This window comes from Rugamonas sp. GW822-FHT03B10, from assembly GCF_058801745.1.
Window position 1 is genome coordinate 116,131 of record NZ_JBXANP010000013.1, and the last position, 25,285, is coordinate 141,415.

Below are 25,285 nucleotides of genomic sequence, written 5' to 3' on the forward strand. Positions count from 1 at the left end.
CTGCAGTCCACCTGGCGGTCAACGCCTAACCTGGAGTTACAATATGTCTACCCCCAAAGTCATCCCGCTCACGCCGTCGGTGGAGTTCGATGCTGCGCTCGTGCGCAAGCTCAACCAGATGGGACCGCGCTACACGTCCTATCCGACGGCGGACCGCTTCGTCAAAGGCTATGCTCAGCAACAATACGAGGAGGCCGTGAACCGGGTGCGGGCCCGGGGGACCCCGAGCGGGCTGTCGCTGTACATCCACATCCCGTTCTGCGAATCGCTGTGCTACTACTGCGCCTGCAACAAGATCATCACGCAGGACCACAGCAAGGCCGTCACCTACCTCGACTACCTGCGGCGCGAGATCGCCATGCAGGCCAGACTGTTCGACGGCATCAACCAGGTCGACCAGCTGCACTTCGGCGGCGGCACCCCGACCTACCTGACCGACCAGCAGATGGACGGCCTGCTGGCCTACCTGCGCCAGCACTTCGACTTCGTCTCCGACGACGAGGGCGAATTCTCGGTCGAGGTGGACCCGCGCACCGTCACCCCGCAGCGCATCCACACGCTGCGCCGCCAGGGCTTCAACCGCATCAGCCTCGGCATCCAGGACTTCGACCCCGAGGTGCAGCAGGCCGTCAACCGCATCCAGCCCTACGAGCAGACCATCGCCGTGCTGGAGGCGGCGCGCGCGGCCGGCTTCCGCTCGATCAGCGTGGACCTGATCTACGGCCTGCCCAAGCAGACCGTGGCCAGCATGGGCCCCACGCTCGACAAGGTGATCGCGGCCCGCCCCGACCGCATCGCCATCTACAACTACGCCCACATGCCGCACCTGTTCAAGGCCCAGCGCCTGATCGACGCCGACCTGCTGCCCGACGGCGAGACCAAGCTCGAGATGCTGGGCCTGTGCATCGCGCGCCTGACGGCGGCCGGCTACGTCTACATCGGCATGGACCACTTCGCGCTGCCCGAGGACGACCTGGCCCGCAGCCAGGTGGACGGCGAGCTGCACCGCAACTTCCAGGGCTATTCGACCCACGCCGACGCCGACATGGTGGCGCTGGGCGTGTCGGCCATCAGCGACGTGGGCGGCAGCTACAGCCAGAACGAGAAGGTGCTGTCGGCCTACTACGAGCGGCTCGACGCCGGCCAGCTGCCGATCGCGCGCGGCATCGACCTGACCGCCGACGACCTGCTGCGCCGCAGCGTGATCGGCAAACTGATGTGCGACTTCGAGCTGCGCTACGCCGACCTGTCCATCCCCGGCGGCCGGGACCCGGCCGACTACTTCGCGGCCGACCTGGCCCGTCTCAAGCCGCTCGAGGAGCAGGGCCTGCTGACCGTGGACGGCGACGGCATCAAGGTGCTGATGCGCGGCCGGCTGCTGATCCGCAACGTGTGCATGGCCTTCGACAGCTACCTGCACGCGCCGCGCGAGGAGGGCCCGAGCCCGATCCGCTATTCAAGGACGATTTGAGGACATGATGGACAAGACCAAGATCAAAGTACAAACCTTCCTGTCACGCGTACCGCTGTTCAATTCGATGCGCCAGGAGGAACTGGACCGCATCGCGCTCGGCACCACGGAGGTGCGGGCCGAGCGCGGCGAGATCATCTTCCAGCGCGGCGACCCGTGCGTCGGCTTCCACGTGGTGCTGTACGGGCAGATCAAGCTGTCGTTCACCTCGGCCCAGGGGGCCGAGAAGGTGATCGAGCTGGTCGGCCCCGGCCAGAGCTTCGGCGAGGCGCTGATGTTCATGGGCAGCCCCTACATCGTGTCGTCGCAGGCCATGGCCGACTCGCTGCTGCTGCACGTGTCCAAGCAGGCCATCTTCCGCGAGATCGAGAACGATTCCGCGTTCGCGGTCAAGATGCTCGCCGGCCTGAGCCAGCGCATGCACAGCCTGATGTCCGACATGGAGTCGTACTCGCTGCGCTCGGGCACCCAGCGCGTGGTGTCCTACCTGCTCAAGGACCGCGACGGCGACACCGGCGCCGAACTGACGCTGCCGGTGGCCAAGGCCGTGCTGGCGTCGCGCCTGAACCTCACGCCCGAGCACTTCTCGCGCATCATGGCCGATCTGAGCACGCAACAACTGATCGCATTCAAGGGCCGCAAGGTCACCATCCTCGACGAAGAAAAACTGCGTGCCTGCGCCGGTTGAACCGGCGCGGCGCACGCGCCTGGAGTCCCCCATGTTCAAGAACCTCACCATCCGGTTGCGACTCGTGTTCGTGATCGGGTTTTTGTCCGTCCTGCTGGTGCTGGGCGGCGTGATCGGCCTGGTCAGCCTGGCCGGCGCCAACGACACCCTGCGCAACAACTACGAGCAGCGCATGCTGCCCATGTCGCAGCTGGACCAGATCGTGCGCCTGATCGACGCCAACCAGCTGGCCGTGGCCCAGGCCCTCAACGAGGCGCCGGACGTGGTGCAGCCCGAGATGGCGCAGGTCGAGCAGCGCATGGCGCAGATCGGCCGCATGTGGGACGCCTACGTGCAGAACGGCCTGCGTCCCGAGGAGCGGGCGCTGGCGCACGACTACGCGGAAGCGCGCCAGCAGTTCGCGGCGCAGGGCTTGCGTCCGGCCATCGAGGCGCTGCGGCGCGAGAACCACGGCGCGGCCCGCACCCTGATGCGCGGCGACATGGCGCGCCTGTTCATCCCCGTGCGCAAGAACATCGACGCGCTGATGGCGCTGCACCTGAGCAGCGCCCACGCCGAATTCGAGCATAGCCAGCTGACCTACCAGCGCGTGCGCCTGGCCTGCCTGACGGGCATCGCCTTCGGCCTGGTGCTGTCGGCCGTGATCGGCGTGCTGCTGCAGCGGGCCATCGTGCGGCCGCTGGAGCAGGCCGTGCGCGTGGCCGGCAGCGTGGCCGCCGGCGACCTGACCCAGCGCATCGCCGTCGAAGCCAATGATGAGACGGGCCAGCTGCTGCAGTCGCTGGCCGACATGAACACCAGCCTGACCCGGATCGTGGGCGACGTGCGGGGCGGCACGGCCGCCATCAACGGCGCGGCCCACAGCATCGCGGCCGGCAACGTGGAACTGGCCGAGCGCACCGAGCAGCAGGCCAGCGCCCTGCAGCAGACGGCCGCCTCGATGGAGCAGCTGACGGTGGCCGTGCGCGAGAACGGCGCCAGCGCCCAGCAGGCCAACCAGCTGGCGCAATCGGCGGCCCAGGTGGCCAACCAGGGCGAGGCCGTGGTGGCCAAGGTGGTCAGCACCATGGGCGCCATCAATAGCTCGGCCACGCGCATCGGCGACATCATCGGCGTGATCGACCGCCTCGCGTTCCAGACCAATCTGCTGGCGCTGAACGCGGCCGTGGAGGCGGCCCGCGCCGGCGACCACGGCAAGGGCTTCGCCGTGGTGGCCAACGAGGTGCACCAGCTGGCGCAGCAATCGGCCGCCGCCGCGCGCCAGATCAAGCAACTGGTGCGCGATTCGCAGGAACAGGTGGCCGAAGGGGCGGAACTGGTCGACCAGGCCGGCGCCACCATGCACGCGATCCTGGCCAGCATCGGCCAGGTGACGGCCATCATCGCCGACATCAGCCGCGCCGGCGCCGAGCAGAGCGCCGGCATCGAGCAGATCAACCAGGCCGTCAGCCAGATGGACGAGGGCACCCGCAGCAACGCGGTGCGGGTGGAGCAGGTGGCCGCCGCCGCCCAGGCCCTGCAGCAGCAGGCCGACGGCCTGTCCGACCTGGTGGCCGTGTTCAAGGTCGACGGCGCATCCGCGCCCGCGCCGCGCGCCACCGTGCTGCCGTTCGAGCGTCCGGCCCGCAAGGCGCCGGCCGCGCGGCCCGCCGTAGCCAACCTGCGCAAGCCGCAGGGCCGGCCGGTCTGAGCGGGGAGGACGGATGGAAGCCATCGAAAAATTCCTGCGCGGTTTCAGCCGGTTCCAGCAACAGTACTTCAGCGATTCGCAGACCTTGTACGACAGCCTGCGGGCGGGCCAGCGGCCGGCCACGCTGCTGATCGGCTGCTGCGATTCGCGCGTCGACCCCATGCTGCTGACGGGCAGCGAGCCGGGCGACCTGTTCGTGGTGCGCAACATCGCCAACCTGGTGCCGCCGTGCACGCCGGACGCGCCGCCGGGCGTCAGCTCGGCCATCGAATTCGCCATCTGCAACCTCGAGGTGGCGCGCGTGATCGTGCTGGGCCACGCCCGCTGCGGCGGCATCCGCGCGCTGATGGGACCGCGCCAGAAGCTGGCCGACACCGATTTCGTGGGCCGCTGGATGAAGATCGCCGAGCCGGTGGCCAACCAGGTCAAGCGCGACCTGGCCCACCGCAGCGAGGAACACCAGCACAAGGCGTGCGAACTGGCCAGCATCCTGCATTCGCTCGACAACCTGCTGACCTACCCGTGGCTGAGGGAACGGGTCGAGCAGGGGCTGGTCAAGCTGCACGGCTGGTATTTTGATATTGAAAGCGGCGCGCTGATGGCCTATTCGGCCCGTCAGCAGCAATTCCTGCCGCTGGTCTGCCCGCTGGAGCGGCGCGGATAGTTAAGCACAAGGAGTAGGGCATGGCCAAGATATTCCCCATCAACCCCAAGCACCCCGAGCGCATCTGCTGGGGCTGCGACAAATACTGCCCGGTCGATTCCCTCGCCTGCGGCAACGGGTCCGATCGCACCCAGCACCCGATCGAATTGTGGGGCGAGGGCTGGGAGAAGTTCGGCCTGAACGCCAAGACCGGGGAGGACGACACGCCGCATGAAGTGGTCGACCCCTCGGCCGACGCGCCGCCCGAGAAAAGCCGGACGTAACGCGATTGCGAACCCGGCATCCCGCATCATCGGGGACGTAGCACATTACCTGGCGCGGCCTTGATCCCGTTGCTATCGCCCGGCAGCCGCCGGTGATACAACGGCGGGCCCGCTTATTCTCTCCACATTGGTCACGCATGCACACCTTACACCTGCCCGATTTCACCCTTGAACATTTCCTCCAGCATTACTGGCAGCGGCAACCGCTGCTGATCCGCCAGGGCTTCCGCCACTTCGAGGATCCGATCAGCCCCGACGAACTGGCCGGCCTGGCGTGCGAGGAGCAGGTCGAATCGCGCCTCGTGTACCGCCGCGACGGCCGCTGGCAGGCCGAGACGGGGCCGTTCGACAGCTACGAGCACCTCGGCGAGCGCCAGTGGTGCCTGATCGTGCAGGCCGCCAACCACTGGTCGCCCGAGGTGCAGGCGTTGGTCGAACCGTTCGCCTTCCTGCCCAAGTGGCGGCTGGACGACGTGATGATCAGCTATTCCACGCCGGACGGCGGCGTCGGCCCCCACATCGACCGCTACGACGTGTTCATCTGCCAGGGTTCGGGCAAGCGCCGCTGGCGCGTGGGCGCGCGCGGCCCGCACCGCGAGTTCGCGGCCCACGAGGCCCTGCTGCACACGGACCCGTTCGAGCCCATCATCGACGAGGTGCTGGAGGCCGGCGACATCCTCTACATCCCGCCCGGCTTCCCGCACGACGGCGTGACGCTGGAGCACGCGATGAGCTTCTCCGTGGGCTTCCGCGCCAAGTCGGCGTGCGACATGTTCAGCGCCCTGGCCGACCACCTGATCGACAAGGAACTGGGCAACGAACTGCTGGCCGATCCGGGCCGCCCGCTGCACACCCAGCAGGGCCGCATCGACGGCGCCGACTTCGCCCGCATCCGCGCCCAGCTGCAGGCCGTGCTCGACGACGAGACGCTGCTGGCCGACATGGCCGGCGGCTACCTGTCGCGCAACAAGTGCCAGCTCGACCTGCAGGCGCTGGCGTCGCCGTACGACGAACCGGAACTGGCGGCGGCGCTCGCCACCGGCGCGCTGGTGCGCACGGGCGGCCTGCGCTGCTTCTACGTGGATGCCACGCTGGGGCAGGGCGTGTGCTACGTCGATGGCGAGCGGCTGGACTTCGGCCCCGATGGCGCCGGCTTCGTGCCCGTGCTGTGCGACCAGGAACGGCTGGACGGCGCGCAGCTGGCGCCGTGGCTGTCCCAGCCCGCCATCCTGGCCGCGCTCACGCGCTGGGTGAACGCCGGTTACTGGTACTTCGCTGATTAGCGGTAGTTGACGCCGTTGTTCACGTCGAACACTTCGCCGTTGATGCACGCGGGGGAGTCCGTGGCCAGCCAGCACACGGTGGACGCCACTTCCTGCGCGGTGCAAAAGCGCTGGTTGATGGTGCCTGCCCGCAGCCGCTGCTTGCGTTCCTCCGGAACGGCGCGCATCAGGTCCGTTTCGACCGGCCCCGGCGCCACGGAATTGGCCACCACGCCGCGCGGGCCGTGGCTGCGGGCCAGCGAGCGCATGGCGTTGGCCAATCCCGCCTTGGAGATGCCGTACCAGATGTCGGGATGGCCAATCTCGCCGGCGATGGAGCCCAGACTGACGATGCGGCCGCCGCCCTTGGCCGCCATGCGTTCGGCCACCGCCACGCTCAGGCGCACGGCCGAGATTAGGTTCACCTGCAGCATGTGCGCGATGGCCGCTTCATCGTAATCGCGGGCCGTCATGGGGTTCATCTGGCCGGCGTTGTTAATCAATACGTCGGGGGTGCCGATGGCCTCGACCGTGTCACACAGCGCCGCGTAGTCGGCCATGTCCGCGCGCCACCAAGTGGCGCCCGCCAACGGCGCGGCCGGTGCGGTGCGCGACAGGATATGGACCGCATAGCCGCGCGCCAACAACTGTTGGGTGATTTCCAGTCCGATGCCGCGTGTGCCGCCGGTCACGATTGCCTGCATGGTATGACTCCCTAATTGTTGAATGGATTCAATATTATCAGATAGACACCGACGCCGCAGCCGATGTTTGCATAATGTAATGCGGTGTTGCAATTAATGCGGTGTTGCAATCATGGTATGCAGTGCCGACCGGGCGGCGGCGGAACTTGACGATTTGAAACAAGTTGGCTAGCCTGAACGCTGGGTTGTCGACCAATAGTCGCCACGCTGCGGGATGGTATCGCCATGACTGAATCGAAAGCTTGGGCACTATCGGTCCAGGACAGCGAGGTGCTCAGGCAGCTCAGGCTGGCCGACACGTATTTCAAGCACAGCGTCGCCAGCCTCGTGATCCTCGACCGGCATTTTAATTTCGTGCGGGTCAACCAGACCTACGCCGACGCCTGCCGGCGCGACATCAACGATTTCGCCGGCCATAACCATTTCGACCTGTTCCCGTCGGACGCGCGCCTGATCTTCGAGGACGTGGTGCGCTCCAAGCGGGACTACGTCACCTTCACCCGCGCCTTCGAGTTCGCCGACCAGCCGGAACGCGGCGTCACCTACTGGGACTGGACCCTGGTGCCCGTGCTGGACGCGGCCGGCGAGGTCGAGTACCTGGTGTTTTCGCTGGTCGAGGTCACGGAGCGAAAACGGGCCGAACAGCTGATCTGGCACCAGGCCAATATCGACGGCTTGACGGGCGCCCCCAACCGCTACCTGTTCAAGGAGCGGCTGCAGCGGCGGCTCGACCAGGTGCCGCCGGCGCCGTTTGCGCTGCTGCTGCTGGACCTCGACCATTTCAAGGAGGTCAATGACACGCTGGGCCACGACAAGGGCGACGAGCTGCTGATCGAGGCCGTGCGCCGGATCGACGCCTGCCTGGGCGCGCCCGGCATGGCGGCCCGGCTGGGCGGCGATGAATTCGCCGTGGTGGTGGCCGAGCGCGAACAACTGGCCCGGCTCGACGCGCTGGCCGGGCAGCTGGTGGCCAGCGTGGCCGCGCCCTACCAGCTGGGTACGGAGCGCGCCTTCGTCTCGGCCAGCATCGGCATCGCGCAGTATCCGGCTGACGGCGACAGCATGGCCACGCTGCTGCGCCACGCCGACCAGGCCATGTACGCGGCCAAGGGCGCGGGCCGCAACCGCTTCAGCCGCTTCAGCGTCGCCCTGCAGGACGCGCTGCAGCAGCGCATCGGCCTGAGCAACGATCTGCGCGACGCGCTGCGGGAAGGACAACTGGAGGTGCACTACCAGCCCATCGTCGAACTGGCCACGGGTCGGGTCTGCAAGGCCGAGGCCCTGCTGCGCTGGCGCCATCCGCGCCGGGGCATGGTGCCGCCGTCCGATTTCGTGCCGCTGGCCGAGGCCAATGGCTTGATCGTCGACATCGGCGACTGGGTGTTCCGGCGCGCGGCCGATCAGGTGCGGCGCGTGATGGCGCTTGGTCTGCCGGCGTTCCAGATCTGCGTCAACGTGTCGCCGCTGCAGTTCCGCAACGACGCCGGCTTGTGCCAGCGCTGGCTGGCCCACCTGGCGGCGCTGGACTTGCCGACCGGGTGCGTGGGCATGGAGATCACCGAGGGTTTGCTGCTCGACGTGAGCGCGGAGTTGAGGGAGACCTTGCGCCGCTTCAGCGCGGCCGGCCTCCAGATTTCGCTCGACGATTTCGGCACCGGCTATTCATCGCTCGCCTACCTGACCCGTTTCCACCTCGACGTGCTGAAGATAGACCGCGCCTTCGTGCAACGGATAGACAGCCATGCTGCCGACCTGGCCCTGTGCGAAGCCATCGTGGCCATGGCGCATAAGCTGGGGTTGACGGTCGTGGCCGAGGGCGTGGAGACGCAGCGCCAGCGCGCGTTGCTGGCGGCGGCCGGTTGCGACTGCGGGCAAGGCTATCTGTTCGCGCGCCCCATGGCGGCGCCGGATCTGGAGGCCAGCCTGCGCCGCGCCCGGCATTGACGGCGGCGCCGCCGCCGTGGGGGCCGCGTTCAGGAGAACTGCAGCAGTTCGCCGTCCGGATCGAACGCGAGGAAGCGCTCCATGCGGCCTTGCTGGATCGCCTGCACCATGTCCTTCAGCGCGCCCTCGGTTTGGCGCGCATCCGGCAACTGGCCGGCGCTGCCCGACAGGCTGGTGACAAGCACCACGTCCCACGGCGCCCCCATGGCGCGCGACTCGGCCGCGAGGTTGGCGAAGGTGTCGAGTTCCCCCACCTGCTTGTCCACGCACATCACCGGGGTGAGCGTGCCGCGCCGTGGCGCGTCGACGTTGGCCGGGTCGATGGCCTCGTATTCGGCGCGGGTGAAGGTAAACAGCAGGCGCTGGGGTTCCGCTTGCAGCGCGGCGGCCGATAGCAGGTCGGTAAAACTGGCGATATTCACGGGTGTTCCCTTTCGTTGTACTGGCGCGCCGCGACAAAATGATCCGACACGGGGATCGTGCGTGCGCGCCAGCCGTATGTATAACCCGGCGCGGCCGGCGTGGCCATCGGCGCGAGTGGCTAGCGGGCCTAGTCCTTTTGGCCGAGGGCCGTCACGGAAATCCTTGAGGCACATCATATTGTTTGCGCGTGCCGATCCGGACAATGGTGGCTGGTACGGACCAGTGCGAGCCGCCGTGTGCAAGGAGAGGTTACACCATGTTGTCGAGTAAGCGCCATTATCTGAGCGTGGCCACCCAGGCGGTGGCGCTGGCGGGTCTGCTGCGGGTGCTGTTGCTGGCGCCGTCGCTGCAGCCGGCCGATGCGGACGCGCAGCCGGCGCCGCCGCCGTCCGCCGGGGCCGCCGCGTGCGCCACGGCGCCGGCCGGCCAGATCCAGTACGACCAGGGCCGCCCGGTGTTCTACTGCTCGCTGTCGGCCATGTTCGCGATGCTGGCGTCGGTGGAGCAACCGGGCTTCGTGCGGGCCAGCTTTGTCCAGGACGCGGGCGCGCCGCAGGTCGGCACGGCGGGCTGGGTCGCGGCGCCCAGGGCCACCTACGTGCTGCGCAGCCTGGCGGGCCAGGGGCAGGGCAGCGTGGCCGCCTTCGCCTCGCCCGGCCACGCCCGGGCCTACGCGCGCGCCGGCGGCGGCCGGCTGCTGTCCTACCAACAATTGCTGTCGGCGGCCAGCAACATCGCTGTCACGGAATCCATCGCCGGCCTAGTCACAAAGGCCTAAGCGGCCTAGTCCTTCTCGCCCCGCCCGCAAGACTTCTTGCCGATTCACACTAAACAGCCCCCTGCGTAGACTGCATGGTATCGACGGCCTCACGCATGTTGCGTGAGGAGGTGTTTAGTTCCTGGTACCGCACAGGGTGCAAGTGAGGAGGCAGCATGAGTCATTTTCTGGATCGCCTGAAATTCTTCAGTAAAACAAAATCGACGTTTTCCGACGGCCACGGGGCAGTTGTCCACGAGGACCGGACCTGGGAGAACGCCTACCGCCAACGCTGGCAGCATGACAAGATCGTGCGTTCCACGCACGGCGTGAACTGCACCGGCTCCTGCAGCTGGAAGGTGTATGTGAAGAACGGGTTGATCACGTGGGAAACCCAGCAGACCGATTATCCGCGCACGCGGCCCGATCTGCCCAACCACGAGCCGCGTGGCTGCCCGCGCGGCGCCAGCTATTCCTGGTACGTGTATTCGGCCCAGCGCGTCAAGTACCCGATGGTGCGCGGCCGCCTGATGGACATGTGGCGCGAAGCGCGCAAGACCATGGACCCGGTCACGGCCTGGGACTACATCAGCCAGAACCCCGAGCGCGCCAACCAGTACAAGTCCGTGCGCGGCCTGGGCGGCTTCGTGCGCGCCGACTGGGACACCTGCAACGAGATGATCGCTGCCGCCAACGCGTTGACGATCAAGAAATACGGCCCTGACCGCATCGTCGGCTTCTCGCCGATCCCCGCCATGTCCATGGTCAGCTACGCGGCCGGTACCCGCTACCTGTCGCTGATCGGCGGCGTGGCCCTGAGCTTCTACGACTGGTACTGCGACCTGCCGCCAAGCAGCCCGCAAGTGTGGGGCGAGCAGACCGACGTGCCCGAATCGGCCGACTGGTACAACTCCACCTTCCTGATGGTGTGGGGCTCGAACGTGCCGATGACCCGCACCCCCGACGCCCACTTCTACACGGAAGTGCGCTACAAGGGCACCAAGACGGTGGCCGTGTCGTCCGACTTCGGCGAAATGGCCAAGTTCGGCGACATCTGGCTGGCGCCGAAGCAGGGCACCGACGCCGCGCTGGCGATGGCCATGGGCCACGTGATCCTGAAGGAATTCCACACCGAAGGCCAGTCCCAGTACTTCAAGGACTACGCCAAGCAATACACCGACTTCCCGATGCTGGTGCTGCTCAAGGAGCAGAACGGCACGCTGGCGCCCGAGTACTTCCTGCGCGCCTCGCACCTGGCCAACAACCTGGACGAAACCAACAATCCAGAATGGAAAACGCTGCTCATCGACGACGCCAGCGGCGAGATCGTTGCGCCGGCCGGCTCGATCGGCTTCCGTTGGGGCGAGGACGGCAAGTGGAACCTGGAGATGAAGCAGGGCGGCAACAACAAGCCGGTCGATCCGCGCCTGTCGCTGATCGGCTGCGCTGATGAAGTGGTGTCCGTGGGCTTCGCCTACTTCGGCGGCAAGGACGCCAGCGATCTGCTGATGCGCAACGTGCCCGTCAAGCGCATCACGCTGGCCGACGGCAGCACCGCGCTGGTCGCCACCGTGTTCGACTTGACCATGGCCAACTACGGCATCGACCGTGGCCTGGGCGGCGGCAATGTCGCCACCAGCTACGCCGACGACGTGCCTTACACCCCTGAATGGCAGGTCAAGCACACCGGCGTGAAGGCGGCCGACGTGATCACCGTGGCCCGCCAGTTCGCGCAGAACGCCGACCAGACCCGCGGTAAGAGCATGGTCATCGTGGGCGCCGCGCTGAACCACTGGTACCACATGGACATGACATACCGCGGCATCATCAACATGCTGATGATGTGCGGCTGCGTCGGTCAATCGGGCGGCGGCTGGGCGCACTACGTGGGCCAGGAAAAGCTGCGTCCGCAGACCGGCTGGACCCCGCTGGCGTTCGCCCAGGACTGGAACCGTCCGATGCGCCAGATGAACGGTACCTCGTTCTTCTACGCCCACACCAGCCAGTGGCGCCACGAGAAGCTGCACACCGAGGAGATCTCGTCGCCGACGGCCGGCGCCGATGTCGCGCCGATGACGCTGCTCGACTACAACGCCAAGGCCGAGCGCATGGGCTGGTTGCCTTCCGCGCCGCAGCTGGAAACCAATCCGCTGGAAGTGGTGCGCGCCGCCGCGGCGGCAGGCCAGGATCCGGCCGCCTACGCCGTGCAGCAGATCAAGGACGGCAAGCTGAACTTCTCCTGCGACGACCCGGACAATCCGGCCAACTTCCCGCGCAATATGTTCGTCTGGCGCTCCAACATCCTGGGCAGCTCGGGCAAGGGCCACGAGTACTTCCTCAAGTACCTGCTGGGCACCCAGAACGCGCTGATGAGCGACGAGGCCGATTGCATCAAGCCGCGCGACGTGAAAGTGCGTCCGGCCGTGGAAGGCAAGCTCGATCTACTGGTGGTGCTGGACTTCCGCATGTCGACCACCTGCCTGTACGGCGACATCGTGCTGCCGACGGCCACCTGGTACGAGAAGGACGACATGAACACGTCCGACATGCACCCGTTCATCCACCCGCTGTCGGAAGCCGTGCAACCGCTGTGGCAATCGAAGTCGGACTGGGAGATCTACAAGGGCCTGGCCAAGAAGTTCTCGGAAATCGGCGGCGCCGCGCTGGGCACCCAGAAGGACCTGGTGCTCACCCCGCTGCTGCACGACACCCCGGGCGAACTGGGTCAACCGTTCGATCCGAAGGACTGGCGCGCCGGCGAGTGCGAGCCGATCCCCGGCAAGACCATGCCGAGCATGACCGTGATCGAGCGCGATTACACCCAGATCTACAAGAAGTTCACCTCGATCGGCCCGCTGCTCGAGAAGATCGGCAACGGCGGCAAGGGCATCAGCTGGAAGACCGGCCACGAAGTGGACGTGCTGCGCGGCGTGAACCGCACCGTGCTGGAAGAGGGCATCTCGCAAGGCCAGCCACGCCTGGAAACGGCCATCGACGCGGCGGAGATGATCCTGTCGCTGGCGCCGGAAACCAACGGCCACGTGGCGGTCAAAGCCTGGGATGCGCTGTCCAAGATCACGGGCCGCGACCACACCCACCTGGCGCTGCCACGCGAGCATGACTCGATCCGCTTCCGCGACGTGCAGGCCCAGCCCCGCAAGATCATCTCCTCGCCCACCTGGTCGGGTCTGGAGTCGGAAGAGGTCAGCTACAACGCCTGCTACACCAACGTGCATGAACTGATCCCATGGCGCACGCTGACGGGCCGCCAGCAGTTCTACCAGGATCACCTGTGGATGCGTGATTTTGGCGAAGGTCTGTGCGTCTACAAGCCGGCCATCAACACCAAGACCACGGCCGCCATGCTGGGCGCCAAACCGAACGGCAACAAGGAGATCGCGCTCAACTGGATCACGCCGCACCAGAAGTGGGGTATCCACTCCACCTACTCGGACAACCTGCGCATGCTCACGCTGTCGCGCGGCGGCCCGCACGTGTGGCTGTCGGAGATCGACGCGAAGGCGGCCGGCATCGTGGACAACGACTGGATCGAGGTGTTCAACGTGAACGGCACCCTGACGGCGCGCGCCATCGTCAGCCAGCGGGTACCGGAAGGCATGACGCTGATGTACCACGCCCAGGAGAAGATCATCAACGTCCCTGGCGCGGAAACGTCGGGCAAGCGCGGTGGTATCCACAACTCCGTCACGCGGGCCGTCACCAAGCCGACCCACATGATCGGCGGCTACGCCCAGCTGTCGTATGGCTTCAACTACTACGGCACGGTCGGCTCCAACCGCGATGAGTTTGTGTTGGTCCGCAAGATGGATAAAGTCGATTGGCTGGAAGGCCCATTGTCCTCCAAGGCCTGAAACCGTCAACGATAGCGAGGTAAAAACATATGAAAATCAGAGCGCAAATCGGCATGGTGCTGAATCTGGACAAGTGCATCGGTTGCCACACTTGTTCCGTCACCTGCAAGAACGTGTGGACCAGCCGCGACGGCGTGGAATACGCATGGTTCAACAACGTGGAAACCAAACCCGGCATCGGCTATCCGAAGCAGTGGGAGAACCAGGACAAGTGGAACGGCGGCTGGCGCCGCACCGCGGCCGGCAAGATCGAGCCGCGCCAGGGCAGCCGTCTGAAGATCCTGGCCAACATCTTCGCAAACCCGAACCTGCCCAACATCGACGAGTACTACGAGCCGTTCACCTACGACTACGAGCACCTGCAGCACGCGCCGCTGTCGCAGACGCCGCCCACCGCGCGTCCGATCTCCGTCATCACCGGCAAGAAGATGGACAAGATCGAATGGGGCCCGAACTGGGAGGACGACCTGGGCGGCGAGTTCGCCCAGCGCAGCCAGGACAAGCTGTTCGACAACATGCAGAAGGAGATGTACGGCACCTTCGAGAACACCTTCATGATGTACCTGCCGCGCCTGTGCGAGCACTGCCTGAACCCGACCTGCGTGGCCTCGTGCCCGTCCGGTTCCGTGTACAAGCGCGAGGACGACGGCATCGTGCTGATCGACCAGGACAAGTGCCGCGGCTGGCGCATGTGCATCTCCGGCTGCCCGTACAAGAAGATCTACTACAACTGGTCTTCGGGCAAGGCCGAGAAGTGCACGTTCTGCTACCCCCGTATCGAAGCAGGCCAGCCGACCGTGTGCTCGGAAACCTGCGTGGGCCGGATCCGCTACCTGGGCGTGCTGCTGTACGACGCCGACAAGATCGAGTCGGCGGCCTCGGTGGCCGACGAGCGCGACCTGTATCCGTCGCAACTGGGCCTGTTCCTGAACCCGCACGATCCGGAGATCATCGCCGAGGCGCGCCGCCAGGGCATCCCCGATTCGTGGCTGGAGTCGGCCAAGCGTTCGCCCGTCTACAAGATGGCGGTGGAATGGAAGGTGGCGTTCCCGCTGCACCCGGAATACCGCACGCTGCCGATGGTGTGGTACATCCCGCCACTGTCGCCGATCCAGGCCGCGGCCGAATCGGGCCAGCTGGGCAAGAACGGCATCCTGCCGGACACCAAGAGCCTGCGCATCCCGGTGCAGTATCTGGCCAACCTGCTGACGGCCGGCGACCAGGTGCCGGTGCTGAAGGCGCTGGACCGCATGCTGGCCATGCGTGCCTATATGCGTGGCAAGAGCGTGGAAGGGGTGGAAAACCTGGAGCCGCTCAAGCAGGTCGGTCTGGACAAGCACATGGTGGAGGACATGTACCACATCATGGCGATCGCCAACTACGAGGACCGCTTCGTGATCCCGAGCAGCCACAAGGAAATGGCCGAGGACAGCTTCAACGAGAAGGGCAGCTGCGGCTTCAGCTTCGGCAACGGTTGCTCGGACGGCGTGTCCGACCACAGCCTGTTCGGCAAGAAGAAGCAGGGTTCGACCATCTTCATGCAGATGCCGAAGTCGCGCAAGAAGAAGGAAGTGCTCGACGTCTGATGACGCGGTCCGCTTAGCCCACCAAGGAATGAAGATGAAAAGCTATCAAGTCTTATCCGCGCTGCTGCTCTACCCGGAGCAGGAATTGTGCGACGCCCTGCCGGAACTGCGGCAGGCGCTGGCCGACCGGCCCGAATGGCAGGCCAGCCTGGCCGGCCTGTTCGAGCACCTGGCCAGCACCCCGCTGATCGATCTGCAACAGCAGTACGTGGCCACGTTCGACCGCAATCCGTCGCACTCGCTGCACCTGTTCGAGCACATCCACGGCGAGTCGCGCGACCGCGGCCAGGCCATGGTCGACCTGCTTGCCGAATACCGCAAGCACGGGCTGGACATGGTCGGCAACGACCTGCCGGACTATGTGCCGCTGTTCCTCGAATTCCTGTCGCAGCAGGAGCGCGACGAAGGTCTGCGCCTGCTGGGCGACGCGGTCCACGTGCTGGCCTACATTGGCCGCAAGCTGAAGGCCAACGCCAACCCGTACGCCGTGCTGTTCGACCTGCTCGAGGCCGACAGCCCGGTGCCGGCCGAGGAACTGGCCGAGCCGCCCATCCGCGACATGGACGAGGCGCTCGAGACCTTCGGCCCCGGCGTCGATGGCGTCGAGCCGCTGCTCCAGACCTCGCTGGCCAGCGGCCCGCAACCGATTAACTTTTATCCCAAGGCTGCGGCTGCCGCGCCGCAGCGTGCCTGAAGGAGACTGCAGTGAACTATTTACATCAATTCGTGTTCGGGATCTATCCCTACATCGCGCTCGCGATCTTCCTGCTCGGTAGCCTGATTCGCTTCGACCGCGAACAGTACACCTGGAAGTCCGAGTCCAGCCAGACCCTGCACACGGGCGCCCTGCGCCTGGGCAGCCCGCTGTTCCACGTGGGCGTGCTGGGCCTGTTCTTCGGCCACGCGGCCGGTCTGCTGACCCCGGTCGCCGTGTGGGACGCGCTCGGCGTCGAACACGGCACCAAGCAGCTGATCGCCATGACGGCCGGCGGCATCATGGGCTCGTGCGCCATGATCGGCCTGCTTCTGTTGCTGGCGCGCCGCTTCTCGAACGAGCGCGTGCGCGCCGTCACCACCTTCAAGGACAAGATCGTGCTGCTGTGGATCCTGGTGACGCTGACCCTGGGCCTGATCTCGATCGGCGCCTCGGCCTCGCACATGGACGGCCACATGATGGTCCTGCTGATGACCTGGGCCCAGCACGTGGTGACCTTCCGCGGCGACGCGGCCGGCTTCATCGAAACGGCGCCGCTGATCTTCAAGCTGCACCTGTTCATGGGCATGTCGCTGTTCGTGATCTTCCCGTTCACCCGTCTGGTGCACGTGTGGAGCGGCTTTGGCGCCGTCGGCTATCTGGGCCGCGCCTTCCAGCTGGTCCGCACCCGTTAATTTCGCAGGAGTCTAAACATGGGTATCGCCGTCAACGGAATCGAGGTCAGCGACCTCGCCATCGAGCAGGAACTGCCGCACCACCAGGACGCGGCCAATCCCCTGAAACAGGCCGTGCACGAAGTGGTGCTGCGCCAGATGCTGCTGCAGGAGGCCGACCGCCTCGGCATCGCGGGCGAGACGGACGACGCCCGTGTGGAAGCGCTGTTCGAGCGTGAAGTGAAGGTGCCGGAAGTGGACGAGGCCGCGTGCCGCCGCTACTACCAGAGCCAGATCGAACGCTATTCGAGCGGCGCGCTGGTGGAGGCGCGCCACATCCTGTTCCAGGTTACGCCGAGCGTGCAACTGGAGCTGGTGCGCAGCACGGCCGAGCTGATCCTGGCCGAGTTGCAAGCCAACCCCGACCGTTTCGACGAACTGGCGCGCCAGTACTCGAACTGCCCGTCGGGCGCCGTGGGCGGCAACCTGGGCCAGCTGGCACGCGGCCAGTGCGTGCCCGAATTCGAACAGCTGCTGTTCCGCATGGCGCCGGGCGAACTGGCCGGCCGTCTGCTGGAGACCCGTTTCGGGCTGCACATCGTGCAAGCGATGCGCCGCATCGAAGGGGAGGCGCTGCCGTTCGAGGCCGTGCACGCCCAGATCGCCGACGAGCTGGGACGCCAATCGTGGCAGCGCGCGCTGCACCAGTACCTGCACATCCTGGTGGGGCAGGCCGACATCGAAGGCGTGGAACTGGAAGGGGCCGACTCGCCGCTGGTGCAATAAGGCCGGCGCAAACAAAAACCGGGGTCAGGTCATACCAATTGGCAAGATGCGCGCATCTTGCCAATTGGTATGACCTGACCCCGGTTTGCTTTTGGGGCGATCAGGCCAGGTCGGTGGCGTGGAGCTGGGCGGCGTTGACGCCGACCAGCGTGGCCAGGTGCACCAGTTCGCGGGCGTCGACCTGGTGGTTGCCATTGGCGTCGGCCGTGGTGGCGCCGGTGGCGCCGGCGCCGAAGCGCCACGCTTCCATGTTGCCGCCGCTGTCCTGGCCGATGAAGGTGATGTGCCCGGCCGCCGTGCCGGCCGCCGCGTACGCGGCGTTGATGGCGGCCGCCGCCGCGCCCGCGCTGCCGTCGCCCAGGCTGCCCACCTGGATCACATAGCCCAGGCCGGCGTTGAGCGCGGCGCCGTCGATCCGGCTGGCCGTTGCGCTGAGCAGGGTCGGCTGGCCCTGGGCCAGGTGCAGCGTGGCGCCGCCGCCGGGCGCGAAATTGATCACCAGGGTGTCGCTGCCATCGAGCAGGTCCAGGTGGTCGGCGCCGTTCATGTGGACCGTGTTGCCGGTGCCGTCGATGGCGATGGTGGCGTGGCCACCGCTGTAGATCTGGTTGTCGTCGCCATGTCCGGCCAGCTGGTCGACCGTCGAGGACAGCACGATGCTTTGCGCCGTCACGCCTTGCGCCAACGTCAGCGTATGGCCGGCCAGGCTAATGCCGCCGGCCGCCACGCCCGTGCCGATGGTGGCGGCGGCGATCAGTCCCGTGTTCAGGTAGCCGTTGGCCAGACCCTGGCTGAGCACCGTGGTGGCCGGCAGCAGGGTGGCGCTGTCGGCGTAGCCGCCCTGGTTGGTGTCGATCAGCCAGCCATTCTGGTGGCCCGGCGCGGCATGGGTGTTGCTCTCGTCCTCGGGGCTGAGTGCGAACGATACCAGCACGTCGGCCCGGCTGCCGCCGTTGGACAGGCGGTCCAGCCAGTAGTGGAGGCCGCCGGCGTCGGGCGCGCGGTGCAGCACGTTCTGGTACAGCGCGGTCACGAAGGCCTGGTCGGCCGCGCCACCCTGGTCGGCGGGGCTGGCGGCGGCCGGGAAGCGCAGCTGGAATTCGTGCGAGGCGATGAACGAGGCCGCGATGTCGGCCAGCCCCGCGCCGCCGCCGCGGATGGCCTCCCAGTATTCCAGGCCACCGAGGTCAGGCAGGCGGCCCAGCGCGGCGACGTACAGTTCGGCCACGGCCGCGTTGTGGGCGTCGGCGACGAAGTACATATTCGGGTAATTGCCGCCGGCGTCCGTCGCCGCGCCGTTGAAGACGATGTAGGCGGCGCCGTGGATGGCCACGCTCTTGTTGTAGTCGGCGTCGCCGGCGGCGATGTTCTTCAGTTCCAGCTGGCCGCTGCTGTCGAGGCGCACGGCGTAGTGGTCGCGCGCGCCGTCGAGCACGACGGCGTGGTGGCCCTGGCCCAGCGTGGCGTTCTGGAAGCCGATGACGGTGTTGGCCTGGCCGGCCGCCGCGCGGCCATCGGCCGACGGATAGAACTGGACGTCGGCGCCGCGCATGGCGTCCTGCTGCAGCACGAAGCGGGCCGCGGCGGCGCTGACGCCGGCCACGGCGAGCTGGTACGGGCTGCCGATGGCGCGCAGCAGGGCGCCATTGTCCACCAGCTCGGATGGTGTCAGGTTCAGCACCGGCGTGCCGCCGTCGCTCAGCGTCAGGCCCGACAAGCGGCCCTGCGCGGCCAGCGCCTGCAGCGCGGCCAGGTTGGCCTGCACCTGGGCCGCGCTGTCGCGGATGGTGAAGTCCGCTTGTGGGTAGTGGGGGGCCAGCGTGGCCGCGTCAGCCGCGTGGGCGCCGGTCACGGCCAGCGTGTAGTCGCCCGCCAGCCTGGCCAGCGCGTCGCCGTCGCCATGCAACTGGGCGGCGCTGAGGGTCAGGGTGGCGCCGCTGTCGGTCAGCGCGATGGCCGACAGTTTGCCGGCCGCCGCCAGCGCCTGCAGCGCATCGAGACTGGCGTTGACGTGGGCCGCGCTGTCGCTGATCGTGTAGCTCAGGGCGACGGCGCTGCTGGCGCTGGCCGCCAGCACGGCGGCCACGCTGTCCTGCACCGCCACATGGTAGTCGCCGGCGATCAGCTTCAGGGCGGCGCTGTCGGCGGCCATCTGGGTGCCGGTGATGGCCAGTACCGGCGCGCTGTCGGTCAGCGTGATGCTGCTCAGCTTGCCGGCGGCGGCCAGCGTCTGCAGGGCGTCGAGATTGGCGGCGATGTCGGCCGCGCTGCCACGGAAGCTGGCCGCGTCCAGGTAGCCGAGCCAGGTGGTGCTTAGCGCGCCGGCGTCCTGCGCCGCGGCGTCCGTCAGCCGCAAGCTGTAGTTGCCCGTCATGGCGGCGTACACGCCGCGCCAGGCGTCGAACTGCTCCCCGGTGAGGCTGTGCACTTGCGCGACGTCGTCGCTGACCCGGATCGTGTCGAGCGTGCCGGCGCGCAGCAGCGTGCGCAGGCCGTCGAAGTTGCTGAAGATGGCGTCGCCGTGGTCGGCCACGCTGCCGATGGTGGCGAACTGGCCGTTGGCATAGGCTTGCAGCGCATGGGCGACGTCGCTGACGCCGACATCGATGGTGACGTCCTGGATCGCGCCCCAGCCGCCGCCATGGTAGGCGTTGACCTGCAGCTTGACCGCGCCGGCGCTATTCGGCATCCGGTAGGTGACCAGGGCCAGGTCGGCCCCGTAGATCTCGTACTGGCCCGGTTTGGCATTGTTCCACAGGTTGTGGGCGCCATGCAGGTCGAGCGTGCTGCCGTTGTCGGGCAGCAGCACCTCGTAGTACACCCGGCTGTCGTTGGCGCCGTCGAGCTGGAACAGGCTGGCGATGCTGACGTTCTCGCCGGCGCTGGCGCTCAGGTGCGCTTTGGGCACGGTGATGGTGTCGGCGCCGGTGTCGTCGAAGATCCATTCGATGTTGGCCGCCGCGCTCCATTGCTGGCCCAGCAAGGCCTGGATCGACAGCACGCCCTTGCCGTCCGTGGCCGGCGCGGTGAACTGCAGCTTGGCCAGGTCGGTGGCGGCGACCACCACGTCGCCGGCCGCGGTTTGTTCGGGCGTGGCCAGGTTGACGGCGCCATGCAGCTCGAGCCTGCCGCTGCCGGCCGCGTGGAACAGGTAGCGGCTGACCGTGAGCGCGTCGGGATTGAAGACGGTGAACAGCGGCGCCACGGCCACCGAGGCCGCCAGGCTCAGTTGCTGCGTGGCGGTGAGGGCCTGGATCGCCGGCAGCGACGTCGACGTGGCGACGGCCACGGCGCCGCCCTCGGCGGCCATCTGGTCCATCGATATTTCGAACTGGGCGGTCCAGTTCTGGTCGCTGTAGTTGTCGCCCCAGGGATTGCGCACGATGAACTTGTCGGTGTTGCCGTCGTAGCCCAGCACCGCGAACGCGTGCCAGCCGACCAGCTCGATCATGCCGCTGTTGCTGTAGGTGTCGGACGCGCTCTTGGCCGTCTCCAGGATCACGTCGCGGTGCTCGGCCAGCGCCTGCACCAGCGTCGCTTTGCGGCTGGCCCAGTCGCTGTCGGACGTGCGGTAGTAGGTGACACTGGCATTGTTCATGGCGGGCAGCACGATGCTGCTGATGTTGCCGTCGATGTTCTCGTAGCTGTTGACGGACGGATGGCCCACCTGGCCCGTCTCGCTCAGTTGCGCGTAGGCTTTTTCCAGCAGCGGCACCCACAGCGACTTGTCCTGATTCAGCGCGTCGCGGGCGTAGACCTGCTTGCCGTAAGCGTCGACCGGCAGCTCGCGGTCCACCGTGACCCAGACTTCATTGCCGCCCAGGTAAAAGCGCACGCCGTAGCTGCCATTGCCGTTGTCCACGATCATGGACCGGAGCAGGTCGCGGTGGTTGTTGACCATTTCGATCAGGCTGGCGCAGACGACGCAGTCGCCCAGCGAGCCCTGGGCCACATCGCCGATCGCGGCGGCGCCATCCGCGCCAAACAGCAGGCCGCTGGCGGTCGCGTAATGGGGCTGGGTGACGACCGTGCTCTTGTTGTCCGGCACCAGGGTCGGGTCGGGCATGTCGGTGCCCAGGAACCATTTCGAGATCAGTTCGTTGAGCTGGGTGACGCTGCTGTCGGCGCGCAGGTTGCCCAGTGTCGCCGAGTTCGCACTGCCGCCGTGCCAGGCGATATTGGCCGGGTTGCCCTGCACCAGTTGGGTGAAGATGTTGGCCACGTAGCTGGTGGCCGCCACGCCGTTGTTGAGATGGCCCGCCACCGTCTGCAGCGCCTGGAACTCGGCCGCCGTGAAAGTGCCATCGGCGGCGGTGTCGTTGAGCACGCGCAGCGCCTCGTTGTAGCTGAGCGCACCATCGGTGGCGGCGTTGGCCAGGTCGTCGCGCACGCCGTTGTCGGCGAGGGCGGAAATCCAGTCGGTGGTGGCGGTTGGGGTCAAACGAAGCTCCTTGGATGAACGGCTTGCGCGCGGATGCGCAAGGGGGCGTGGTATTGCCTGCAGTAAATAATATATTATTATGCAACTTATTGCAATGATGTAAGACAATTTTGCATGCCAACTTGATAAAACTAGTGCTTATGGACTAGGGCGCCTAAGTCGTCATGGCCATCGGCAAACGCGGGGCGGACCGCTACAATTTCTCCATTGATCATGAATGGGAGTTTGCGATGCTAAGCGACCGCTTTGGTCGGTCCATCGACTACCTGCGCGTCTCCGTGACGGACCGTTGCGACCTGCGCTGCACGTATTGCATGCCCAAGGATTTCAAGGGTTTCGAGGATCCGCCCGACTGGCTGAGCTTCGATGAGCTGGAACGGGTGGTGGGCGCCTTCGCCCGGCTCGGCACGCGCCGGGTGCGCCTGACGGGCGGCGAGCCGCTGATGCGCCGCCACCTGCCGCAGCTGGCCAGCCGCCTGTCGGCCTTGCCGGGCCTGCAGGACCTGTCGCTGTCGACCAACGCCACCCAGCTGGCGCGCCACGCGGGCGCGCTCAAGGCGGCCGGCGTGAGCCGCATCAACGTCAGCCTCGATTCGCTGGACCGCGACTGCATGGCCCGCATCACGGGCCGCGACAGCCTGCCGCAGATCCTGGCCGGCCTGCAGGCGGCCAAGGAGGTCGGCTTCGCGCCCATCAAGATCAACATGGTGGCCATGCGCGGCGTGAACGACCAGGAGATCGACGCGATGGTGGAGTTCTGCCTCGAACACGCGTTCGTGCTGCGCCTGATCGAGGTCATGCCGATGGGCGCCACCGGCAAGGACGCGTCCTACCTGGGGTTGGAGACGGTGCAGCGCCACCTGCGCGAGAAGTTCGGCCTGGTGCCGCAGGCGCTGGAGCTGGGCGGCGGGCCGGCCCGCTACCTGGCCACGCCGGACGGGCGCAGCAGCATCGGCTTCATCACGCCCATGTCGCAGCATTTCTGCGCCACCTGCAACCGGGTGCGGCTGGCCGTGGACGGCACCTTGTACCTGTGCCTGGGCCAGGAGGAGAAATTCGAGCTGCGCCCGCTGCTGCGCGGCGGCGCCAGCGACGCGGAGCTGGAGCAGGCGATCCGCGCAGCGATCGAACTGAAACCGCAGCAGCATGATTTCGGCCGCCAGCCGGAAAAGATCATCCGCTTCATGTCGCAGACGGGCGGCTGAGGGGGATTGACAGGCGCGTACGGGAGATCAGGAAACAAGAGCGCGTGTATACTTGGCCGGGCCCGCCGCGATGGCGGCCGTGCCGATAGAGGAGATGGAATGAAACAGACTGTGGACCAGGGCCGGGCCCGGGCGCATCGCGCTCCGGGCGCTTGGTCGTGCGCGCGCGAAGGACAACGATGATGGGCACCCCGCACCTGTTCGCCGCCTGGCAGAAGCTGTCGACCAAGATCGTGGGCGTGCTGCTCAGTTTTCTGGCCGTGGCGCTGATGGTGATCGGCTCGACGCTGTTCCTGTCCTGGCAGCTCGAAGGCAGCGCGGCCGCCATCAACGTGACCGGCAGCCTGCGCATGAACAGCTACCGGCTCAGCTTCGTGGTGGGCGAGCTGGCCGACACCGAGGGCCGCGCCGCCGCGCGCGACGAGGCGCGCTACCAGCTGGCGGCCATCGAGCAGACCCTGCAGCAGCTGCGCCAGGGCGATCCGCAGCGGCCGCTGTTCCTGCCGCCGTCGTCCACCATCCGCGACGCCTTCGCCACCGTCAACCAGCGCTGGCACGACACGGTGCAGCCGGCCGCGCTGGCGCTGCTGGCGCGCGAGGACGTGCGCGCGGCCGACGCGCGCACCTTCCACACCCAGGCCGAACGCTTCGTGGTCCAGGTCAACGGCCTGGTGCAGCTGATCGAGCAGGACAGCGAACAGCGCACGTTCTGGCTGCGCGCGTCGCAGCTGCTGCTGCTGGGGCTGGCCATGGTGGGCACGGTCAGCATCATCTACCTGATGTTCAACCTGATCGTCAATCCCGTCACCAGCCTGCAGGAGGGCATGGACCGCATGCGCGAGCAGGACTTCGAGGTGCGGCTGGCGGTCGACACCCAGGATGAGTTCGGCCAGCTGGCGCAGGGCTTCAACCTGATGGCCGACAAGCTGCAGGGCCTGTACGGCAACCTCGAGCAGCTGGTCCAGACCAAGACGGCGGCGCTGGAGGACCAGAACCGCGAGCTGGCCCTGTTGTACGACAGCGCCGCCTTCCTGCAGCAGCCGCAGCCGGCCGAGTCCATGTGCGACGGCTTCCTGAAGCGCATCAGCGCCTACTTCCACGCCGACGGCGGCTCGGTGCGCGTGCTCGACCCCATCCGCGGCAACCTGCACATGCTGGTCCACCATGGCATCTCCGACCAGCTGGTGCAGACCGAGCATTGCCTGAAGGTGGGCGACTGCCTGTGCGGCGAGGCCGTGGCCAAGAAGATCGCCGTGGTGCACGACCTGCGCCGCCTCGACGACAACCACACGCTGCAATGCCACCGCGACGGCTTCATCACCGTCTCCGTGTTCCACATCTACGCGCAGCGCCAGCACCTGGGCTTCTTCAACCTGCACTTCCGCAAGCCCGTGTCGTTCAACCAGCGCGAGACGGCCCTGCTGGAGACGCTGGGCCAGTTGCTGGGCACGGCGATCGAGAACCAGCGCCTGGCCGCGCGCGAGCGCGAGATGGCCATCTCGGAGGAGCGCAACCTGGTGGCCCAGGGCCTGCACGACAGCATCGCCCAGGGCCTGAACTTCCTCAACCTGCAGGTGCAGATGCTGGACCAGTCGGTGCAGGCCCAGCAGTTCGGCGACGTGGCCGAGATCGTGCCGCTGCTGCGCACGGGGGTGGAGGAGAGCTACCAGGACGTGCGCGAACTGCTGCACAATTTCCGCACCAAGCTCGAGCAGGGCAACCTGGTGGCGTCGCTGAAGACGACCATCGACAAGTTCCAGCGCCAGAGCGGCATCGAGGCGGTGCTGGTGGCCGACAGCGACGGTGCGCCGTTCCCCCGCGAACAGCAGCTACAATTGCTGTTCATCGTGCAGGAGGCGCTGTCGAACGTGCGCAAGCACGCGATGGCGAGCCGGGTCGAGGTGCGGCTGCAGGACCAGTACGACTTCGTGCTCAGCATCAGCGACAACGGCGCCGGCTTCGACACGGAATCGCTGCCCGGCAAGGGCGAGAGCCATGTCGGCATCCACATCATGCGCGAGCGCGCGCAGCGTATCCACGCCCAGCTGGCCGTCAGCTCCGTGGTCGGCGGCGGCACCACGGTCACGCTGCGCCTGCCGCGCCAGCAGCGCCGCGCGGCCTGAGCGCGCACCGGATCCATGACACCGAGAGATTCAACACA

Annotated in this window: 18 protein-coding genes; 15 read left to right on the plus strand and 3 right to left on the minus strand. The window is 67.0% G+C overall.

The genetic code is table 11. The annotated features are described in order from the left end of the window. The first annotated feature begins 43 nt into the window (after window positions 1-43). The 6 genes from hemN (at window position 44) to AC1RQG_RS19905 (ending at window position 6,059) form a co-directional block, all read left to right on the plus strand. Entirely contained in the window at window positions 44-1,471 is a 1,428-nt protein-coding gene (gene hemN / locus AC1RQG_RS19880) for an oxygen-independent coproporphyrinogen III oxidase (protein ID WP_493133845.1), read from the plus strand. Window positions 1,472-1,478: 7 nt separating this feature from the next. Further along, window positions 1,479-2,159, plus strand: a complete 681-nt coding sequence (locus tag AC1RQG_RS19885) for a Crp/Fnr family transcriptional regulator (RefSeq protein WP_493133909.1) — start codon at window positions 1,479-1,481, stop codon at window positions 2,157-2,159. Window positions 2,160-2,190: 31 nt separating this feature from the next. Next, window positions 2,191-3,849 (plus strand): methyl-accepting chemotaxis protein, encoded by a 1,659-nt coding sequence (locus AC1RQG_RS19890; protein ID WP_493133847.1) that lies wholly within the window; start codon window positions 2,191-2,193, stop codon window positions 3,847-3,849. Window positions 3,850-3,862: 13 nt separating this feature from the next. Beyond that, window positions 3,863-4,513: a carbonic anhydrase gene (locus AC1RQG_RS19895; protein ID WP_493133849.1), complete on the plus strand. Its 651-nt coding sequence runs from the start codon at window positions 3,863-3,865 to the stop codon at window positions 4,511-4,513. A 20-nt stretch (window positions 4,514-4,533) separates the two neighbouring features. After that, the gene (locus AC1RQG_RS19900) at window positions 4,534-4,776 is read left to right on the plus strand and encodes a DUF3079 domain-containing protein (protein WP_493133851.1); all 243 of its coding nucleotides are present in this window, start codon (window positions 4,534-4,536) and stop codon (window positions 4,774-4,776) included. Between the two features lie 137 nt (window positions 4,777-4,913). Then, a complete protein-coding gene (locus AC1RQG_RS19905; RefSeq protein ID WP_493133853.1) occupies window positions 4,914-6,059 on the plus strand; it encodes a JmjC domain-containing protein in 1,146 nt (381 codons plus the stop codon). On the opposite strand, the gene AC1RQG_RS19910 is transcribed toward AC1RQG_RS19905, so the two are convergent. Beyond that, window positions 6,056-6,742: an SDR family NAD(P)-dependent oxidoreductase gene (locus AC1RQG_RS19910; RefSeq protein ID WP_493133855.1), complete on the minus strand. Its 687-nt coding sequence runs from the start codon at window positions 6,740-6,742 to the stop codon at window positions 6,056-6,058. The two genes, AC1RQG_RS19905 and AC1RQG_RS19910, sit on opposite strands and share 4 nt — an antisense overlap. Window positions 6,743-6,967: 225 nt before the next feature. On the opposite strand from AC1RQG_RS19910, the gene AC1RQG_RS19915 reads away from it, so the two are divergent. Continuing rightward, entirely contained in the window at window positions 6,968-8,686 is a 1,719-nt protein-coding gene (locus AC1RQG_RS19915) for a putative bifunctional diguanylate cyclase/phosphodiesterase (protein ID WP_493133857.1), read from the plus strand. A gap of 29 nt (window positions 8,687-8,715) precedes the next feature. Here the strand turns inward: AC1RQG_RS19915 and AC1RQG_RS19920 are convergent, their stop codons facing one another. After that, on the minus strand, window positions 8,716-9,108 hold the full coding sequence (locus AC1RQG_RS19920) for a hypothetical protein (RefSeq protein WP_493133859.1): 393 nt from the start codon (window positions 9,106-9,108) through the stop codon (window positions 8,716-8,718). A 257-nt stretch (window positions 9,109-9,365) separates the two neighbouring features. Here AC1RQG_RS19920 and AC1RQG_RS19925 point away from each other — a divergent pair, with 257 nt between their 5' ends. The 6 genes from AC1RQG_RS19925 to AC1RQG_RS19950 all read left to right on the plus strand — a co-directional run bounded on the left by AC1RQG_RS19925 (window position 9,366) and on the right by AC1RQG_RS19950 (window position 17,478). Next, complete coding sequence (locus tag AC1RQG_RS19925; protein WP_493133861.1) at window positions 9,366-9,887, plus strand: nitrous oxide reductase accessory protein NosL; 522 nt, start codon at window positions 9,366-9,368, stop codon at window positions 9,885-9,887. 155 nt (window positions 9,888-10,042) lie between these two features. Next, on the plus strand, window positions 10,043-13,738 hold the full coding sequence (locus tag AC1RQG_RS19930) for a nitrate reductase subunit alpha (protein ID WP_493133863.1): 3,696 nt from the start codon (window positions 10,043-10,045) through the stop codon (window positions 13,736-13,738). Between the two features lie 29 nt (window positions 13,739-13,767). Continuing rightward, window positions 13,768-15,324, plus strand: a complete 1,557-nt coding sequence (gene narH / locus AC1RQG_RS19935; protein ID WP_493133865.1) for a nitrate reductase subunit beta — start codon at window positions 13,768-13,770, stop codon at window positions 15,322-15,324. 34 nt (window positions 15,325-15,358) lie between these two features. Then, window positions 15,359-16,018 carry a nitrate reductase molybdenum cofactor assembly chaperone gene (narJ, locus tag AC1RQG_RS19940; protein WP_493133867.1) on the plus strand — a complete coding sequence of 220 codons (660 nt, stop codon included), beginning with the start codon at window positions 15,359-15,361 and terminating at the stop codon, window positions 16,016-16,018. An 11-nt stretch (window positions 16,019-16,029) separates the two neighbouring features. Next, the gene (gene narI / locus AC1RQG_RS19945; protein ID WP_182218844.1) at window positions 16,030-16,713 is read left to right on the plus strand and encodes a respiratory nitrate reductase subunit gamma; all 684 of its coding nucleotides are present in this window, start codon (window positions 16,030-16,032) and stop codon (window positions 16,711-16,713) included. An 18-nt stretch (window positions 16,714-16,731) separates the two neighbouring features. Next, entirely contained in the window at window positions 16,732-17,478 is a 747-nt protein-coding gene (locus AC1RQG_RS19950; RefSeq protein ID WP_493133869.1) for a peptidylprolyl isomerase, read from the plus strand. Between the two features lie 100 nt (window positions 17,479-17,578). Here AC1RQG_RS19950 and AC1RQG_RS19955 read toward each other — a convergent pair whose 3' ends face one another. After that, window positions 17,579-21,919: a DUF4214 domain-containing protein gene (locus AC1RQG_RS19955; protein WP_493133871.1), complete on the minus strand. Its 4,341-nt coding sequence runs from the start codon at window positions 21,917-21,919 to the stop codon at window positions 17,579-17,581. Between the two features lie 230 nt (window positions 21,920-22,149). Here AC1RQG_RS19955 and moaA point away from each other — a divergent pair, with 230 nt between their 5' ends. Further along, entirely contained in the window at window positions 22,150-23,124 is a 975-nt protein-coding gene (gene moaA / locus AC1RQG_RS19960) for a GTP 3',8-cyclase MoaA (RefSeq protein WP_493133873.1), read from the plus strand. Between the two features lie 179 nt (window positions 23,125-23,303). Beyond that, window positions 23,304-25,247, plus strand: a complete 1,944-nt coding sequence (locus tag AC1RQG_RS19965; protein WP_493133875.1) for a type IV pili methyl-accepting chemotaxis transducer N-terminal domain-containing protein — start codon at window positions 23,304-23,306, stop codon at window positions 25,245-25,247. Window positions 25,248-25,285: the final 38 nt, after the last annotated feature.